Raw genomic sequence first — 18,342 nt, forward strand, 5'->3', positions numbered from 1 at the left:
TAAGGCGTGACGGTATTTTGTGATCAACCGATGCGCTTGACGCTATCCTTGTGTGCGCCGACGCCGCCCACACGGGCACCGCCGCCACCACCACCGCCGGGACGGCCACCGCCACCCGAGCGACCACCGCCGCCACCGGGACGACCGCCGCCACCTGCGCGACGACGATCGCCATCACGCTTGGGGCCGTAGTTGCGGCCACCTGGGGCACCGCGCTCACCACCGCGACCACCGGGGCCGCCTGAGTTTGCAGGGGCCTTGGCCGGAGGCGGAAGCTGCGCTGCAGCTTCGCTGAAGCCCTTGGGAAGTGGCATCGGGACGGGCTTGACCTTGGTCAGGCGCTCGATGTCCTTGAGCAGGCCGCGCTCGTCACCGCTGACGAAGGCGATGGCGATGCCGTCTGCGCCATTACGCGCGGTCCGGCCGATGCGGTGGACGTACTGCTCGGCCACATTGGGCAGATCATAGTTGAACACATGGCTGACACCGGTGATGTCGATGCCGCGCGCCGCGATATCCGTGGCGATCAGCACCTTGATCTCGTTGTCCTTGAACGCCTTCAGCGCTGCGGTGCGCTGGCCCTGGCTCTTGTTGCCATGGATCGCGGCAGAGCGGATGCCGGCTCCTGCCAGCGCGCGCACCACCTTGTCCGCGCCATGCTTGGTGCGGGTGAAGACGAGCGTGCGTTCGGGGCGGATTTCCTGCAGCTTGAGCGTGAGCAGAGCCTGCTTTTCGCTCTGGCTGACGAAGGTGACATACTGTTCGACGCGCTCGGCCGTGGTCGCCTGCGGGGCGACTTCGACGCGAACCGGGTTGTTGAGGAATCGCGCCCCCAGTTCGGCAATCGCCTTGGGCATGGTGGCGGAGAAGAACAGGCTCTGGCGGTTCTTGGGCAGCATCGATGCGATGCGCTTCAAGGGAACAATAAAGCCCAGGTCCATCATCTGGTCGGCTTCGTCGAGCACGAAGATCTCGACGTTCTCGAGCGTCACTGCGCGCTGCTCGATCAGATCGAGCAGACGACCAGGCGTGGCGACAAGAACGTCGGTGCCGGGAGCGAGCTTCTTCTTCTGCTGGAAGATCGGCACGCCGCCAAAGATGCAGTTGACCGACAGGTTGAGGAAGCGCGCATATTCGCGGATGTTCTCAGCGATCTGCGCAGCCAGCTCACGGGTCGGCGAAAGCACCAGCATGCGCACGCCCTTATGGGTGCGGCCCTTGGTTTCCTTGGCGAGGTGGTGCAGCGAAGGCAGCGAGAAGGCTGCGGTCTTGCCGGTGCCGGTCTGCGCGATGCCGAGCAGATCGCGGCCCTGCAGCAATGCGGGGATGGCGTCCTTCTGGATCGGTGTCGGGGTGTCGTAACCCTTGGCATCGAGCGCGCGGAGGATCGGGTCGGCAAGGCCAAGTTCATGGAAAAAAGACATAATTTTACTCAATACAGAGCAAGGCGCTGGCCTACCTGTAACAGGCGGCGCGCGCATTGCGGGGTTCAGAAGCTTCTGGAGGTCCAGAAACTTCAGGTAAACGCCCCGCGTGAATTGGGATGTTCTGGGATAAGCAGCGGGGTTTCAAGACCCGGCCATTCGGACCTGTGCCGGTTCCCTTTGCGGGATCGAAACAGATCGGCGTTCACGCTGCCGGTTCGTAAGGGGCGCCGGGAAGGATTCCCGGGCCTAGGCGCGCTGCTTGGTGGCGCATATGACGACAAGTCGGCCCAATAGCAAGAAAATTCGCGGAAACGCCGGTTGAGTGCGGTTCAGACGCGATCTTCAGGCCGCTGTCTGGATGTCCGCAGGGCCGCCTGTAAGGACGAAGCGCCGGTCGCAATAGCCGCATTCGACATAGCCCTTTTCGTCGATCTGCAGCCAGACACGGGGGTGGCCCAGCGCCGCGCCACCGCGAACATCGCTGGCGCCATCGCAGGCGACGCGGGGGGTGGTGGTGCGGATGGTTTCAGGGGGCGTGATCATGGGCACCGCGATTATCAAAGATGCTGCAGCTGCGCAATCGGGGTTTCAACTTAGCCGCACCGTGACCGACACCCCTCAACCCCGCGCCTCTCAGCTCTTGTACAGCCTGTCGAGACGGTCCTGGTATCGCCCGCGGATGACGTGGCGGCGGATCTTCATCGACGGGGTCATCTCGCCATTGTCGATTCCGAAGGGTTCATCGGCAAAGCTGAACTGGCGGACCTTCTCGATCACCGAAAGATCGGCGTTGACCCGGTCGATCGCCGCGCGGACCGCGGACTTGAACGCGGGGTTGGCCTGAAGCTCGGCAAAATCGAGCTTGAGGCCCTGCGCCGAGGCCCATTCCATCGTCCATTCGGGATCGGGCACCACCAGCCCGACCAGATAGGGCCTGCGGTCGCCCATCACCATCGCCTGGTGGATTTCGGGTTGCAGTGTCAGCATCCCCTCGACTTTTTGCGGGGAAACATTGTCGCCCTTGTCGCTGACGATCAGGTCCTTCTTGCGATCAGTGATCGCGATCCGCCCGGCCTCATCGATATGGCCAATGTCACCGGTGTGCAGCCAGCCATCCTTGAGCACGCGTGCGGTCTCTTCGGGGTTTTGCCAATAGCCATGCATCACCAGCTCGCCGCGGACCACGATCTCGCCATCTTCGGCGATCTTGACCTCGGTATCTGCGAGAGGTGGTCCGACCGTGTCCATCTTGATGCCGACCGCCGGGCGGTTGCACGCGATGATCGGTGCGGCCTCGGTCTGGCCATAGCCTTGCAGCACAGTGATTCCGAGCGAATGGAAGAACACGCCGATCTCGGGGTTGAGCGGCGCGCCGCCAGATACCATCGCCTTGACCCGCCCGCCGAAGCGCGCCTGGATCTTGGGACGCAGGCTTTTCGACAGGATGAAATCCATCGGCTTGTCGATCAGGCCGGCGCGGCCGCCCAGCTGCTTTTCGCCCAGCGCCATTGCGCGTGCGAACAGAAAGTTGGCAACCTTGCCCTGCTTTTGGATCTGCTTGAGAATGCGCGCGCGCAGCACCTCGAACAATCTTGGAACCACGACCATCATCGTCGGGCGGACTTCCTCGATGTTGCTCGCGAGCTTTTCCAGCCCTTCGGAATAATAGATCTGCGCGCCCAGCCCGATCGGGAAGAACTGCCCTGCGCTGTGTTCGTAGGCATGGCTGAGTGGCAGGAACGAAAGGAAAATCTCGTCCTCCCAGCCGAAATCCTCGGCGATGACACGGGTCGGACCGGCAACGTTGTGCAGGATCGCACCGTGGTGCTGCATCACCCCGCGCGGTGCTCCGCCGGTGCCACTGGTGTAGATGATGCACGCGGTATCGTTGCGGGTCAGGGTTGCGGCATCGGCGCGCACCTGCTGCATCAGCCGGGCCTGGCGCTCGGGATCGCCCGTCACCAGATCGCCCCAGTTGTGCGCGCGAAAACGGCTCGCCTGGCCGATCTTCATCGCATCCATGCCGATGACATGCCAGGCGTTGCCCGCGCGCAGCACCGCAGGCAGCAGCGTCTTGGCGAGCTTGGCATCGGATACGATCACCGCGCGTGCACCCGAATTGTCGAGGATGTGCTGGTGGTCGCGCTCGGTGTTGGTGGTGTAGGTCGGCACGGTAACGCAGCCTGCCGCCATGATCGCAAGGTCGGCGATGCACCATTCGGGGCGGTTTTCGCTGACCAGCATCACCCGGTCACCGCGCGCCAGCCCCATGTCCTTGAGCGCATGCGCAAGCTCGGCGACCTGTCCTGCTGCCTGTCGCCAGCTGGTCGGGGTCCATGCCCCGCCGCGCTTGGCCCAAAGGAAGGGCCGGTCGCCCAGCTCGTCGGCTCGGGCGAAGAACATGCCGACCAGATTGTCGAAATCCTTGAACTGGTCGAGGGACGTGTTGGCGATCACCGGTATCAGGCTCCTCAAAACGCCGCGTGTTGGGTGTGCGGTCTTGTCGGCATGGGTCTAGCGGGGTTTGGATACCGCCGCAATTGGTGCTCGCAGGTCAAATCCGCAATGCCCGGCCTGCTCGGCCCAGCGCATGCTTGTCCTCGGCATCGAGCCCCAGCTTCAATCCCAGCCAGACCAGGGGGAAGAACAGCACGAACTGGACTCCGGCGCGCACGGCCATGGGAAGGTCGTCCAGCGCCATGCCGACCAGCCACAACAGCGCCAGTCCAGCCACGCCGCAAGCCAGTGCGCGCAGGAAATGGCTGTCAAAGGGGCCTAGCCTTTCGCTCCACCACAATTCGGCGACCGCCGACCAGCTCGAAACAACGACCCCGGCGCTGACCGCCAAAGCCATGCCGGTTGCGCCGAGCGTGGGCACCGCGAGCCAGCCGATCAGGGCGGCAACTGCGATTCCGAGAATGGAATTGGCCAGCGGCAGGATACGGTGACCGGTCATCTCGATGATCGGGGTTGCCGCGCCCAGGATCGTCTCGCCCGCGCGGCCGACCAGCAACACGACTAGCACGGGCAAAGCGGCTGCAGCCTCGGGCGAGAACAGCAACAACAACGCATCGCCGCCCGCGATCATCACCCCGGTCAGTGGCAGCACGATGATCGCCGCCAGCCGATTTGCGAAACGGTACAAGGGCGCAATCTCTGCGCGGTCGGCGGCACCCTGGGCCGCGCTCAGCGGCGCCATCACATACAAAAAGGTCTGGCGGACGATCAGAGGCACCGATGCGATCTTGCGCGCGATGCCGAACAGTCCGGCTGCGACCGCGCCGCCGCCGCCGATCGACGCCAGGCCCAGCAGCACCGGGGGCAGATCGTTGAACGCGCGTCGCGCCAGATTGGGGGGCATGGTCGCGAGGCCACTTTTCAGCGTTTCGCGCCGCAGCGGCTTCGACATCGGTGCGCGCGCCAGCAGCGCAAGGTCATAATAACGGCCGAGCAGCCGCACAGACAGCCACGCGGTGATCGCCAGCGACACGATATGCGCGATGAACAGCCCGAACAACTGCACACCCAGCACATAGAGCGCCACCGCGACGATCAGCCGGGCAATCTGCTCCCAGAACAGCCGCAACCGGATTTCGGGGCCAAACGCACGTTTGGCGCGCGCAGCGGCGGTGGCGATTTCGAGCGCGACGGTCAGCGGCAGCGTCCACACGAACAGTGCGATCATCTGGGGTAACGCCGCGCGCATCGCGGGCTCGACCGCAAATGCCGGCGCGATCCAGGGCGCGGCGATCGATATGGCCAAGGCGAGCAGCGTCGATGGGATTACCGTTATCAGCAGCGCATAACGCACCGCGCCGTGCTCTGCCGCGCGGGTCTGCGCAGCGGGGATCGATCTCTGCAGTCCCTGCGCCAGCGACAATGTGGTCAGCGTCGCCAGCAGGTTCACCGCCGCCCACAGCACGATATAGGTGCCATAGGTCGCCAGCCCGTACATCCACACGAACGCGGGCTGGGTAACGATCTCGATGACCGCGCCCATCCGGGCGAGCCCCGAAAGTGCCGCACCGGAAGCCACATCGGCGCGGCTGACAGCAGGTGCGCCGAGGGGAGCTTTGCCGGGATCGGCCGTTGTGTCGGCGGAGCGCTGGGCAGGGTCCGCAGGATCGGGTGGCACGGTCGCTGCCTATTCCTCGGTACGGATCAGCACGGTCTCGCCCACCATCAAGAACAGCAGGAACGGCGACCATGCGGCAAGAAACGGGGGATATGCACCCAGATTGCCCATAGCCAACGCGAAGTTATCGGCAACGAAATAGGCAAAACCCAACGCCATGCCGATGACCGCGCGGATGAACAGCTGGCCCGAGCGCGCCAGGCCAAAGGCAGCGACCGCGCCCAGCAACGGCATCAGCAGTGCCGAGAGCGGGCCCGACAATTTGTGCCACAGATTGGATTCGAGCGATGCCGTTGGGCGGCCTGCTTCCTTGAGCTCTTCGATCGCCGACCACAATTGCAGGAACGACATGCCCTCGGGGTTGACCTTGCTCAGCGTGAACTGGTCGGGCCGCACCCCGCCTGCGGTGGTGATGTTGCCCAATTCCTCTTTCTTGCCGGTGATAACATCGAACTGGCTGGCGTCGGTCAGCTTCCAACCGTTGCCGGTATAGACGCCTTCGGTCGCGTTGACGATGCGCGCAAGGCCACCTTCCTTGTCACGGACATAGACCGAGATTCCGGTCAGACGCGTGGCAGGGCCGGTGCCTTCGACCGTATCTGCCTGGATGATGCTGTCGCCATCGCGCACCCAGACATTGGCCTTGACGTTGGAATCACGCGGGATCGGGCCGAACTCGGCCTGCTCCCAGGCGCTCAGCGTCGCGGTGGCGCGGCTCAAGATCCGTTCGGAAAACACGAAGGTGATGACCGAAACGCCCAGCGCCGCGATCAGCAGCGGTGCCAGCACCTGATGCGCCGAGAGCCCCGAGGCCTTCATCGCCACGACTTCGCTGTTCTGGTTGAGCGTCGCCAGCGTAATGATCGTTGCCAGCAGAACCGAGAACGGCAGCACCAGATCGATGATTTGTGGTGCGCGAAGCGAGATATAGGTCAGCAATTGGGCCTGGCCGTTACCCGGATAAGCGAGAATCTTGCCGCTTTCCCCCAGCAGGTCGAGCGACTGCAGCACGATGAACAGCAAGGCCGCCACCGCCAGGATGCTGGTGAGGAACTTGCGTGCCATATAGACAGCGACGGTGCGTGAGGGGAAAAATTCAAACTGCATCGCGCCGGCCTATTCCTGGAAGGACCGCTTGCGGCCAAAGCTGAACAGCCCGCGGATCGCCGCACCCGATTTGGAAAACAGCTTTTCCAGCGTGCCGATCGGCTGGCCGCCGGGCACGAAGGCAACTTGATAGTACATCCACCCAATCAGCGAGGCAAACAGCGCAAACGGCAGCCACAAGGCGATGATCGGATCGACCAGCCCCAGCGCGCCGACATCTTCGCCATATTCGTTGATTTTATGATAGGTCACTATGATCACGATCGAAAGGAAAACACCCAGCGCCGAGGTCGAGCGTTTGGGGGGGATTGCCAGCGCCAGCGCGAGCAGCGGCATCAACAGCATCATGACGACCTCGACCATGCGGAAATGGAAATTGGCGCGAGTCTGGTTGCGCTGCTGCTCGGGGATGGTGCCATCTCCGCCGATGCGGACCAGTTCGGGAATGGTGTATTCCCGGTCCTTGCCACCACCGCGCCCCCGGAAGGACTCGATCCGGGGCAGGTCGATCGGAAGGTCGTGGTTCGAGAAGGTCAGCACCCGCGGCGTATCATAGCCCGGGGCGTTGTGGATCAGCGTGCCATTGGTGAGTCGCAGGATGATGGTGTTGGGGTCGTCGGTCGCCAGGAACTTGCCCTGTTCGGCGCTAACCGACAGCGAGGTGCCTGAACTTGCCTCTGCCCGCACGAAGATGCCGAACAGCTCGCGTCCGCTGTTCTGGCTCTGCTCGATTCGCATCGTCATGCTGTCACCAAATTGGGTGAATTCGCCGACCTTGATCGATGCACCCAGCGCACCTGAGCGCAGTTCGAAGCCCAGCTCTTCATAGGCATAGCGCGCCTTGGGCTGAATATAGCCGACCAGCGCCAGGTTGACGAGCATCAGGCCGACCGCAAACATGTACGGCACCCGCAGCAGCCGGGTGTAGCTGAGGCCCACCGCGCGGAATACGTCGAGTTCGGACGACATCGCCAGCTTGCGGAAGGCAAGAAGGATGCCGATCAGCAGGCCAATCGGGATGCCCAGCGAGAGATATTCGGGGATCAGGTTGGCGAGCATTCGCCACACGACGCTTACCGGGCCACCTTCGGCAGCGACGAAATCGAACAACCGCAGCATCTTGTCCAGCACCAGCAGCATGGCTGCGATGACCAGCGTGCCGACGAGCGGGAAGAAGACGAGACGGGCGATATAAGCGTCTGTGGCGGTTATCAATTTCAACTTATTGTCGCCCTGTCACCATGATTTGGCCGCAAACGCTTCCCATAAGCAGACGGGTAAAGGGGGCTCATCAGCCAAACCGCGCCATCCGGAGCGGTCCGGCTATAGCTTCTGGGATTGATTACGTCATGTTCAAAATTGCGGCAAAATCACTGGCCATCGCGGCTGCAGGCACTCTTGTCTTTGCAGTTGCCGTGCCTGTGGCCAGCGCGCAGCGGCAGGAAATCTCCAACGACATGCGCAAATGCGGCGCCGGTGCATCCGGCCCTGCGGTGCATGTCGAGGTCAGCGGGTTCAAGGCTGCGACAGGTCGCGTGCGGGTGCAGGCATACCCTGCGACCAAGGACAGCTGGCTCGAAAAGGGCGAATGGATCAACCGCATCGATACCCCCGTCGCCCCCCGCGGCGGGAAGATGAATTTCTGCGTCCCTCTCCCTGCGACGGGAGCGTACGGCATCGCCGTTCGCCACGATGTGGATGGCAGCGGCAAGTCCGGCTGGAACGATGGCGGCGGGTTTTCGAACAACCCTTCGCTTTCGCTGCTCAGTCTCAAGCCCTCTGCGGGCAAGACCGCTATCCGGGTCGGTTCCGGCGTAACGCGCATCCAGGTGGTTTTGAACTACCGCCAGGGCATGACGATCAAGCCGATAGGATAAACCCAAATGACCCTCGTTGCGCTCATTTCCAATCCGCGTTCCACCGGCAACAAGGCCCTGTTGCCGGCGGTGCGTGATTACTGCGCGCGCAACCCGGATATCTTCCATTACGAAGTGGAAGAGGTCCACCAGATTGCCGACGCGTTGCGCGCGATCGCCCTGGTCAAGCCCAAGGTGCTGGTCATCAACGGGGGTGACGGCACCGTACAGGCGACGCTGACCGAGCTGTATCATGGCGGCCATTTCGGCAAAAACCCGCCCCCGGTGGCGGTACTGCCCAACGGCAAGACCAACCTGATCGCGCTCGATCTGGGTGCCAGCGGCAAGCCGATCCCAACGCTCGACCGGATCGTCGACATCGCGCGCAACGACCTGGAGAGCCATATCGTGGTGCGCCAGCTGATTGCGCTGACCGATGGCGAGGATGGCCGCCCGGTGCTGGGCATGTTCATGGGCGGCGCAGGCCTGGCCGAGATCATCTTGTACTGCCGCCAGAAGATCTACCCGCTCGGCCTGCCGAATTCGATCAGCCATTTCATCGCGGCGGTCGCGGGGCTGTTCACGATGCTGTTCGGTCTCACCGCCAAGTTTTTGCCGATCACCCGCTCGGCGCTGCGGATCTCGTATTTCCAGAAGGGCGAGCTCAACGGCAGCTTCATCGTGGTGATGGTGACGACGCTCGAGAAGCTTCTGCTGGGAAGCCGCGCAGAGGCAGGCAGCTCCCCCACCGGGCAACTGAAGTTCATTGCGGTGGAACATAATGGCGCGGGCCTGACCACGATGCTGATCGACACGCTGATGGGCCGGTTCGGCACGCGGCGCGGTCGCGGGGTGCATCTCGCACGCGAGGACATGATCCGCATCGACTCCGACCGCAGCCGCAGCCGTGTGGTGCTTGATGGCGAGATCTTCGAGGCCAGCGCGGGCAAGCCGATCATCCTGCGCTCGACCGATCCGGTGCCGTTCCTGCGGCTGGCGGCTTGATCGCTTTGTTCGTCATTCCCGCGCAAGCGGGAATCCCGCTATAGAAGCGGCGCTCACAAGGAAGCGGGACCCCCGCGTTCGCGGGGGTGACGGAAGAATTTGGATCGTACGGTGGACTCTCTTAAATCCCTGATCGCCGCCGAGGCGCTGCAGCCGGTCGATCCGCGCGTGTCCGCCTTCGCCGCCGAACTGGCGCGGCCCTTCGGCGATACCGCGCGCGCGGTGATCTTCTATGGGTCGTGCCTGCGCGAGGCGCAGCTCGATGGGCTCATGCTCGATTTCTATGTGATCGTGTCGGACTATACCGCTGCCTATCGCCAGGCTGGCAAAGGCGGATGGATGGCGCGTGCCAATGCGCTGATCCCGCCCAATGTGTTTCCCGCTGCACACGCGAATCTCGCGGCGAAATATGCGGTGCTGTCTGAGGCCGATCTCGCCCGGGCTTGCTCGATGCAGGCGCGCGATGTCTCGGTCTGGGCGCGCTTTGCGCAGCCGGTGCGGCTGGTGTGGAGCGCCGATGATGCGGCGCGCGATGCTGCGCTGGATGCGCTGTGCGATGCGGTGGTCACGCTGCTGCGCCACGCTGCGCCACTGACAGATACCGCGTCCGCTGATCCGCTGGCGGCCTGGCGCACCGGCTTTACCCGCACTTACGGTGCCGAACTGCGCGCCGAGCGTGGCGACCGTCCCGACAAGGTGGTCGATTTCGCGCCCGGCTATTATGCACGGGTCGGCGAGACGATCATGCGCGAACATCCCGATATCGCCGCGATGCCGCGCGCCGAAGCTGAAAACCGCTGGGAAGCGCTCAGACGGCGCGGCAAACGGCTGACGGTAGCGCGCCTCGCCAAGGCAAGCTTCACCTTTGCCGGTGGGATCGATTATCTCGCGTGGAAGATCAACCGCCACGCGGGCACGCAGATCACGATCAAACCCTGGCAGCGTAAATGGCCTTTGGTCGCGGCGGTGTTCCTGGTGCCCAGGCTGCTGCGATCGGGCGCGGTGAAGTAGCGAATATTGGGGGATGCCTGGTGAGCATGGCCCGCATCATGCCTCTCCTTTGATGGGAGAGGCAGCGAGACTTGGCAGTCCTGAGCTTGTCGAAGGACTGCCTTAGTCGCAGCGGCGAGGGTGATGGTGCGGCTGGGCACCAGCGGCGCGCAAACGCACCTCTCGCACAATCCGGAGAGATCACCCCCACCCAACCCTCCCCCATCCAGGGGGAGGGCTTTCAAGGGATGCGTAGTTGGGAACGCGGAACTCCCATCTTCACCCTTGATTTTCCTGCCCAAAACCGCCATCTCGTAATCGGAACGATTCACTCCGATTAATAGGCCAAGCCCTATGCGCATGTCCAGTCTTGCCGATTACGCCGTGGTGCTGATGAGCGCCGCTGCCCGTCATTGCGGTGGGATGCGGTGCAATGCCCGCGCGCTGGCGACCGAGACCGGGCTGCCTTTGCCCACCGCACAGAAGCTGGTGAGCAAGCTGTCGGCCGCCGGTCTGATCGAATCGGTCCGGGGTGCGGGCGGCGGGTTTCGCCTATCGCGCCCGCCTGCCGCGATTACGCTGGCCGACATCGTCGAGGCTGTCGATGGGCCGATCGAAATCACCGTATGCGCAGGCGACCATGCCAGCGAGTGCGCGATGGAGGGCAGCTGCCATGTCCGCCCGCACTGGCAGATCGTCAACCGCACCATCCGCTCCGCGCTTGCCGGGGTGACCTTGGCCAGCCTGGGCCAGCATATCTCAGACCCCAGGCGCCCTGAACATGCGCTCGACCTCAAGAAGGTCGGCGAAAGGACTACAACGTGACCGACGACAGCACTCCTGTAGACACCAAGCCGCGCGACGCAGACGCATGGGCGGCGGCGGAAAAGGCGAGCACCTATGAATGGGGCTTTTCCAGCGACATCGAGCAGGAAATGGCCCCCAAGGGCCTGACCGAAGACACCGTGCGCTATATCAGCGCCAAGAAGAACGAGCCGCAATGGATGCTCGACTGGCGGCTGAAGGCGTTCCGCATCTGGCAGACGCTCGAGACCCCCGATTGGGCCAAGCTCAACGTGCCGCCGATCGACTATCAGGACGCCTATTATTACGCCGAGCCCAAGGCCAAGCCCAAGCTGGGCAGCCTGGACGAGGTCGATCCGCAGATCCTGGAAGTCTACAAGAAGCTGGGCATCCCCATTGAAGAGCAGAAGGTGCTCGCCAATGTCGAAGGTGCGCGCCGCGTCGCTGTCGATGCTGTATTCGACAGCGTCTCTGTCGCGACCACCTTCCGCGAGGAATTGAGCCGCGCCGGCGTGATCTTCATGTCGATCAGCGAGGCGATCCGCGAATATCCCGAGCTGGTGCAGAAGTGGCTGGGCAAGGTCGTGCCGGTGCGCGACAACTATTTCGCGACATTGAACTGCGCGGTCTTTTCCGATGGCACCTTCGTCTACATCCCTGAAGGCGTGCGATGCCCGATGGAGCTCAGCACCTATTTCCGCATCAACGCGGAGAACACCGGCCAGTTCGAGCGCACGTTGATCATCGCCGACAAGGGCAGCTATGTGTCCTATCTCGAAGGCTGCACCGCGCCGCAGCGCGACGAGAACCAGCTTCACGCCGCAGTGGTCGAACTGGTCGCGATGGACGATGCCGAGATCAAATATTCGACCGTGCAGAACTGGTATCCCGGCGATGCCGACGGCAAGGGCGGCATCTACAATTTCGTCACCAAGCGCGGCCTCGCGCAGGGCGCGCGCAGCAAGATCAGCTGGACGCAGGTCGAGACCGGCTCTGCCGTGACGTGGAAATACCCCTCGTGCGTGCTCAACGGTGAGGACAGCGTCGGCGAGTTTTACTCGGTCGCGGTCACCAACAACTACCAGCAGGCCGATACCGGCACCAAGATGATCCACAACGGCAAGGGCTCGCGCTCGACGATCGTGTCGAAGGGGATCAGTGCGGGACGCAGCAACAACACCTATCGCGGGCTGGTGCGCGTTGCCCCCGGCGCGGAGGGCGTGCGCAACTTCACCCAGTGCGACAGCTTGCTGCTCGGCGACCAATGCGGCGCGCATACCGTGCCATATATCGAAGTGCGCAATCCATCCGCGCAGATCGAGCATGAGGCGACCACCAGCAAGATCAGCGACGATCAATTGTTCTATGCGATGCAGCGCGGGCTAAGCGCAGAGGACGCGGTGGCGCTGATCGTCAACGGCTTCGCGCGCGAGGTGCTCAAGCAGTTGCCGATGGAATTCGCGGTCGAAGCGCAAAAGCTGCTGGGGATTTCGCTCGAGGGGAGTGTGGGGTGATGCTTTTGCTCGTGCTACTTTTCACATCTGCATCGCCGCCAATGAACCTTGATTGGTTTGCGAACGAGAAAATAGCGGGTGAGTCACTGGGAGCATATCTCGATTGCACTGGGGGCGGAGCATTTGACCGGCGGGCAGACACGCGGCAGTCCGCTGATGTCGCTAAAGAGATTTTGACGGCGTGTGAGAACGAAGTAGCTGCCTTGCAAGAAGCGTTGGCAGATATCTTTCGACGGAAGCGTGAGTTTGTCATTGCAGGGAAAAGCCCGGATGAAACCGCCGCGTTTTATATTGCTGAGGCCAATGCTCAGCTCGAGCCAATGGTTCGCGAAGGACGGAAAATAGATTAATGCTCCAAATCAATAACCTCCACGCCACCATCGGTGGCACTGACATCCTCAAGGGCCTTTCGCTCACCATCAACGCGGGCGAGATCCACGCGATCATGGGGCCGAACGGCGCGGGCAAGTCTACGCTGGCCTATACTTTGGGCGGACGGCCCGGGTACGAAGTGACCGAAGGTTCGGCGACGTTCGACGGGCAGGACCTGCTCGCACTCGAACCGCATGAGCGCGCCGCCGCGGGCCTGTTCCTCGGCTTCCAGTATCCGGTCGAGATCCCCGGCGTCTCCAACCTGCAGTTCCTGCGCGAGAGCCTCAACGCACAGCGCCGCGCGCGTGGCGAGGAGCCGCTGTCGGGCGCGGAGTTCATCCGGCTGGCCAAGGAAAAGGCCGCGTTGCTCAAGATGGACATGGACATGCTCAAGCGGCCGGTGAACGTCGGCTTTTCGGGCGGCGAGAAGAAGCGCAACGAGATGGTGCAGATGGGGATCATCGATCCCAAGCTCGCACTGCTTGACGAAACCGACTCCGGGCTCGACATCGACGCGCTGCGCATCGTCGGCGAAGGCATCAACACCATCATGCGCAAGCCCGATCGCGCGGTGCTGCTGATCACCCACTATCAGCGGCTGCTCGATCTGGTGAAGCCCGATTTCGTCCATGTGCTGGCCGGCGGCCGCATCGTGCGCACCGGCGGCGCCGAACTGGCGCTCGAGCTGGAAGAGCAGGGTTACGAGGCTGCGGCGTGATGGGCACACTGACGCATTTCCCCTCTCCCTTGACGGGAGAGGGTTGCGCAGACTTGGTGCTGCAAGCGCCTAGTCGAAGCTGGGAGAGGGTGAGTGCAACCGCCCCTCACGCGCGTCGGCATCGAGCCGACACGCCCAACCCCCTCTCCTCAACCCTCCCCCGCGAGGGGGGAGGGGGTTTGTTGTGATGACCGCAACCAACGTCATCCCGCTCCCCACGCGCCGTGACGAGGCGTGGCGCTATGCCGATCTCGATGCGCTCGCGCGGGTCTGGGGCGATGTGCCGCAGGGGCCCGAGCGGATCACTGTGGCCGCGGGCGAAACCCTGACAAAGCAGATCGTGCTTCCGGTCGTCATGTCGGGCGTGTCTATCACCGATCTCGATGTCGTGATCGAAGCCGGCGCGACCTTTGCGCTGCATCTGCTGGCCACCGACGCCGATTATGGCCGGATGAGCGTCAACGTGCTGCTGCACGAAGGCGCGCATTTCGAGATGGGCGGCGCGATCCTGGGCAATGGAGACCAGACGCTCGAGATCGTGACGCAGGTTAACCACGCGCACCCCAATGCCACCAGCAACCAGGTGGTGCGCAGCGTGCTCGCGGGCCATGCGACCGGATCGTTCCTCGGCAAGGTCGCGGTCGCGCGGCATGCGCAGAAGACCGATGCGTCGCAGTCGGTCAAAGCCATGCTGCTCGACCGCACCGCGACCGCCAACGCCAAGCCCGAGCTTGAAATCTATGCCGACGACGTGAAGTGCGCGCATGGCGCGACCGTGGGCGAGCTTGACAAGGCGGCGCTGTTTTACATGGCCGCCCGCGGCATCCCGCCGCAGCTGGCGCGCAAGCTGATGCTGCAAGCGTTCATCGCCGATGCGTTCGTATCGCTGAACGATGATGCCGCACGCGAGGCGATCGAGACGCGGGCGCTCGCCGCGCTCGAGGGGCTGGTGTGATGGCAACGCTCGCTGCACCCCGCCTGCTCGACCACCGCGCCGATTTCCCCGGACTGTTCACCGCAGACGGCAAGCCCTGGCACTATCTCGACACCGCCGCCACCGCGCAGAAGCCGCAGGCGGTGATCGACGCGATCGCGCGGGCCTATGGCGAGGATTACGCCACCGTGCACCGCGGCGTCTATGCGCGCTCGGCGAACATGACCGTCTCGTATGAAGGCGCACGGCGCAAGGCGGCGCGCTTCATCGGCGGGCGCGAGGATGAAACCGTGTTCGTGCGCGGTGCAACAGAAGGCATCAATCTGGTGGCCCACAGCTGGGGTCTGGCGAACCTGAAGGCGGGCGACCGCATCATGCTCAGTCAGCTCGAGCACCACAGCAACATCGTGCCGTGGCAGCTGGTGGCAGAACGCACCGGTGCGCATATCGATGTCGCGCCGTTGACCGAGGACGGCCAGATCGATCTCGACACGCTGGGACAGATGCTCACCGAGCGGCACAAGATGGTCGCACTGGCGCATATTTCCAACGTGCTGGGCAGCGTGCTCGATGCGAGGCGCGCGGCGGATCTGGCGCATGGGGTCGGCGCTTTGCTGCTGCTCGATGGCTGCCAGGCGGTGCCGCGTCTGCCAGTCGATGTCGCCGCGCTCGATTGCGATTTCTATGTTTACAGCGCCCACAAGCTTTATGGGCCCACCGGGATCGGTGTGCTGTGGGGCAGGGCGGAATTGCTCGATGCCATGCCACCCTGGCAGGGCGGCGGCGCAATGATCGATCGCGTGACCTTCGCGCGCACCACCTACGCCCCGCCGCCGCAGCGGTTCGAGGCGGGAACGCCGCACATCGTGGGAGCCGCCGGACTGGCCGCAGCGATCGATTATGTCGAGGCGATCGGTGTTCAGGCGATCCATGCGCACGAATCCGCCTTGGTTGCCGAGGCGCAGGATGCGCTTGGCCAGATCAATGCGATCCGGGTGTTCGGGCCCAGGGACAGTGCCGGCATCCTCTCGTTCGAGATGCAGGGGGTGCACCCGCACGACATTGGCACCATATTGGACGAGGCAGGGGTCGCGATCCGCGCCGGGCATCATTGCGCGCAGCCGCTGATGGATCACCTTGGCGTTCCCGCGACCGCACGCGCGAGCTTCGGAGTCTACAACAGCAGCGAAGACGTTGACGCCCTGGTGCGCGGGCTCGACCGGGTACGCAGGATTTTCGGATGAGTGAGATGGACGAAACAGGAAAGATCATGGTCGAGCAGGTGGACGCGGTGGCCAAGCCGCCCAAGGCGCGGGTCGATGATGCCATCGATACGTCGGAGACACGCGTCGATCGTGCGATCGACACGACAGGACCCGAAAGCGCGGGCGAACGCTACCGCCGCAAGCGCGATTATCTCGCCGGATTCCTCGAGGAAAAGCCGCAGGGCGTCACCCCGGATGGCCCCGGCGGCGTCATCTACGAAGCCGTGATCGACACGCTCAAGAGCATTTACGACCCTGAAATCCCGGTGAACATCTATGATCTGGGCCTGATCTACGGCGTCGAGGTCAATGACGGCCACGCGATCATCACGATGACGCTGACCACGCCGCATTGCCCGGTTGCCGAATCGATGCCTGGAGAGATCGAACTCCAGGTCGGCGGCGTGCCGGGCGTCGGCCATGCCGAGGTCAACCTGGTCTGGGATCCGCCCTGGGACCCGGGCAAGATGACCGATGAGGCCAAGCTCGAAATGGGAATGTTATGACGACGACCACTCGCACGCGGCCTGCCGCACTGACACTGACCCCCTCGGCCGAGGCGCGGATTACGCATCTGATGGCGCAGGCACCCGAAGGCGCGATCGGAGTCAAGCTTTCAACCCCGCGCCGTGGTTGTTCGGGGCTGGCCTACTCGGTCGACTACGTTACCGAAGAGGTCAAGTTCGACGAAAAGATCGAGACCCCCGGCGGGGTGTTCTATGTCGATGGCGGATCGGTGCTGTATCTGATCGGATCGGTGATGGACTGGGTAGAGGACGATTTCACTGCAGGGTTCGTGTTTGCCAACCCCAATGCCAAGGGTAGCTGCGGCTGCGGCGAGAGCTTTACCGTCTGAGCGCTCTCGCCGGCAGCCCGGCCGTTATTCGGGGCTGATTGCGCGCTCGCCGACGATCGACAGGCCATAGCCGTCAAGCCCGACCAGGCTGTGGTGCGAGTTGGTCAGCAGCAGCATGTCCTGCACGCCCATTTCGGTGAGGATTTGCGCGCCAATGCCATAATCGCGCAGTTCTTCCATATCGGGCAGCTGCTCGCCGGACTTCATCCGGATCGCCTGGCTCAGGCTGTTGATTCCGTGCCGGTTGAGCAGCACCACCAGCCCTGAGCCTTCCGCGCCGATGATCTCCATCGCACGCTCGAGCAGGCCTGATCGCGCACCCGTCTCGCCGAAGATGTCGGCAAAGGGATTGAGCACGTGCATGCGCACCAGGGTGGGCTTGTCGGGATCGACATGGCCCTTCTGCAGCACGATCTGCTCGGTCTTTTCGGCCTTGTTGTAGAAAACGATCGCCTTCCACTCGCCGCCGAATTCGCTGGTGAAACGAACTTCGGCGCGCTTTTCGACCAGATGATCGTTGCGGCGACGATAGGCGATAAGGTCGCGGATCGTACCGATCTTCATGCCATGGATGTGCGCGAACTCGATCAGATCGTCGAGCCGCGCCATGGTGCCATCGTCGTTCATGATCTCGCAGATCACCCCCGAAGGATTGAGCCCCGCCAGTCGCGAGACATCGACCGCAGCCTCGGTATGACCGGCACGCACCAGAACGCCGCCATCGCGCGCCATCAACGGGAAGACATGGCCCGGGGTGACGATTTCCTCAGGGCCCTTGGCGGCATCGATCGCCACGGTCACGGTGCGCGAACGGTCGGCTGCGCTGATTCCGGTGGTGACCCCGGTGCGTGCCTCGATCGATACGGTGAACGCGGTCTCGTGCCGGGTTCCGTTGTGCCGCGACATCAGGTTGAGCCCAAGAGTCTCGACCCTGTCCTTGGTCAGCGCCAGGCAGATCAGGCCGCGGCCATATTTCGCCATGAAGTTGATCGCATCGGGTGTCGCCATCTGCGCGGGGATGATCAGATCGCCCTCGTTCTCGCGATCTTCGTCATCGACCAGAATGTACATCCGGCCATTGCGCGCTTCGTTGATGATTTCCTCGGCAGTGGCCATCACGCCGGCAGGATCACGCGACAGATAGCGCTCGAGCTTGCCCAGGGTATCGGCGGTGGGGTTCCAGTCAGGCTCGCCCAATTTGCGCAGCGAATTGGCGTGCAGGCCTGCGGCGCGGGCGAGCCCGGCGCGGCTTTCCTGGCCACCCTCGATGATTTCAACGATACGTTCGATAAGCTGTGCGGACATCGGAATTTCCCTTCGGAAATCCCAATATCACATCAGAATGTGCGTCGTAAAGGC

At 63.4% G+C, this 18,342-nt stretch carries 18 protein-coding genes; 11 read left to right on the top strand and 7 right to left on the bottom strand.

From position 1 onward, the window contains the following. Positions 1-23 precede the first annotated feature (23 nt). The 6 genes from IEW00_RS13800 to lptF form a co-directional block, all read right to left on the bottom strand. Positions 24-1,424, bottom strand: coding sequence for a DEAD/DEAH box helicase (locus IEW00_RS13800; protein ID WP_188515009.1), 1,401 nt, complete (start codon positions 1,422-1,424; stop codon positions 24-26). Between the two features lie 345 nt (positions 1,425-1,769). Continuing rightward, positions 1,770-1,970, bottom strand: a complete 201-nt coding sequence (locus IEW00_RS13805) for a zinc-finger domain-containing protein (protein WP_188515010.1) — start codon at positions 1,968-1,970, stop codon at positions 1,770-1,772. A gap of 90 nt (positions 1,971-2,060) precedes the next feature. Continuing rightward, complete coding sequence (locus IEW00_RS13810; RefSeq protein ID WP_188515219.1) at positions 2,061-3,830, bottom strand: AMP-dependent synthetase/ligase; 1,770 nt, start codon at positions 3,828-3,830, stop codon at positions 2,061-2,063. 151 nt (positions 3,831-3,981) lie between these two features. Then, positions 3,982-5,562 carry a lipopolysaccharide biosynthesis protein gene (locus IEW00_RS13815; RefSeq protein WP_188515011.1) on the bottom strand — a complete coding sequence of 527 codons (1,581 nt, stop codon included), beginning with the start codon at positions 5,560-5,562 and terminating at the stop codon, positions 3,982-3,984. Positions 5,563-5,571: 9 nt separating this feature from the next. Next, entirely contained in the window at positions 5,572-6,669 is a 1,098-nt protein-coding gene (gene lptG / locus IEW00_RS13820) for an LPS export ABC transporter permease LptG (RefSeq protein ID WP_188515012.1), read from the bottom strand. Between the two features lie 9 nt (positions 6,670-6,678). After that, positions 6,679-7,884, bottom strand: coding sequence for an LPS export ABC transporter permease LptF (lptF, locus tag IEW00_RS13825; RefSeq protein WP_188515220.1), 1,206 nt, complete (start codon positions 7,882-7,884; stop codon positions 6,679-6,681). A 134-nt stretch (positions 7,885-8,018) separates the two neighbouring features. On the opposite strand from lptF, the gene IEW00_RS13830 reads away from it, so the two are divergent. The 11 genes from IEW00_RS13830 to IEW00_RS13880 all read left to right on the top strand — a co-directional run bounded on the left by IEW00_RS13830 (position 8,019) and on the right by IEW00_RS13880 (position 16,983). Then, complete coding sequence (locus IEW00_RS13830; RefSeq protein ID WP_188515013.1) at positions 8,019-8,546, top strand: DUF2141 domain-containing protein; 528 nt, start codon at positions 8,019-8,021, stop codon at positions 8,544-8,546. 6 nt (positions 8,547-8,552) lie between these two features. After that, entirely contained in the window at positions 8,553-9,530 is a 978-nt protein-coding gene (locus IEW00_RS13835; protein ID WP_188515014.1) for an acylglycerol kinase family protein, read from the top strand. A gap of 111 nt (positions 9,531-9,641) precedes the next feature. Continuing rightward, positions 9,642-10,541 (top strand): hypothetical protein, encoded by a 900-nt coding sequence (locus IEW00_RS13840; RefSeq protein ID WP_188515015.1) that lies wholly within the window; start codon positions 9,642-9,644, stop codon positions 10,539-10,541. Positions 10,542-10,874: 333 nt separating this feature from the next. Next, a complete protein-coding gene (locus IEW00_RS13845) occupies positions 10,875-11,345 on the top strand; it encodes an SUF system Fe-S cluster assembly regulator (RefSeq protein ID WP_188515016.1) in 471 nt (156 codons plus the stop codon). Then, positions 11,342-12,838 (top strand): Fe-S cluster assembly protein SufB, encoded by a 1,497-nt coding sequence (sufB, locus tag IEW00_RS13850; protein WP_188515017.1) that lies wholly within the window; start codon positions 11,342-11,344, stop codon positions 12,836-12,838. Before IEW00_RS13845 ends, sufB begins: the two co-directional genes overlap by 4 nt. A gap of 41 nt (positions 12,839-12,879) precedes the next feature. Then, on the top strand, positions 12,880-13,188 hold the full coding sequence (locus IEW00_RS13855; protein ID WP_188515018.1) for a hypothetical protein: 309 nt from the start codon (positions 12,880-12,882) through the stop codon (positions 13,186-13,188). After that, the gene (gene sufC / locus IEW00_RS13860; RefSeq protein WP_188515019.1) at positions 13,188-13,928 is read left to right on the top strand and encodes a Fe-S cluster assembly ATPase SufC; all 741 of its coding nucleotides are present in this window, start codon (positions 13,188-13,190) and stop codon (positions 13,926-13,928) included. Before IEW00_RS13855 ends, sufC begins: the two co-directional genes overlap by 1 nt. 187 nt (positions 13,929-14,115) lie before the next feature. Beyond that, a complete protein-coding gene (locus IEW00_RS13865) occupies positions 14,116-14,883 on the top strand; it encodes a SufD family Fe-S cluster assembly protein (protein WP_188515020.1) in 768 nt (255 codons plus the stop codon). Beyond that, positions 14,883-16,106 (top strand): SufS family cysteine desulfurase, encoded by a 1,224-nt coding sequence (locus IEW00_RS13870; protein WP_188515021.1) that lies wholly within the window; start codon positions 14,883-14,885, stop codon positions 16,104-16,106. The genes IEW00_RS13865 and IEW00_RS13870 overlap by 1 nt, the downstream gene beginning before the upstream one ends. A 5-nt stretch (positions 16,107-16,111) precedes the next feature. Further along, a complete protein-coding gene (locus tag IEW00_RS13875; RefSeq protein WP_188515221.1) occupies positions 16,112-16,633 on the top strand; it encodes a DUF59 domain-containing protein in 522 nt (173 codons plus the stop codon). Beyond that, positions 16,630-16,983 (top strand): HesB/IscA family protein, encoded by a 354-nt coding sequence (locus IEW00_RS13880; RefSeq protein ID WP_188515022.1) that lies wholly within the window; start codon positions 16,630-16,632, stop codon positions 16,981-16,983. The genes IEW00_RS13875 and IEW00_RS13880 overlap by 4 nt, the downstream gene beginning before the upstream one ends. Before the next feature lie 24 nt (positions 16,984-17,007). On the opposite strand, the gene ribB is transcribed toward IEW00_RS13880, so the two are convergent. Continuing rightward, positions 17,008-18,288: a 3,4-dihydroxy-2-butanone-4-phosphate synthase gene (gene ribB / locus IEW00_RS13885; protein WP_188515023.1), complete on the bottom strand. Its 1,281-nt coding sequence runs from the start codon at positions 18,286-18,288 to the stop codon at positions 17,008-17,010. Between the last annotated feature and the right edge of the window lie 54 nt (positions 18,289-18,342).

It is taken from the genome of Blastomonas aquatica (assembly GCF_014639875.1).
GTDB classification, from domain to species: domain Bacteria; phylum Pseudomonadota; class Alphaproteobacteria; order Sphingomonadales; family Sphingomonadaceae; genus Blastomonas; species Blastomonas aquatica.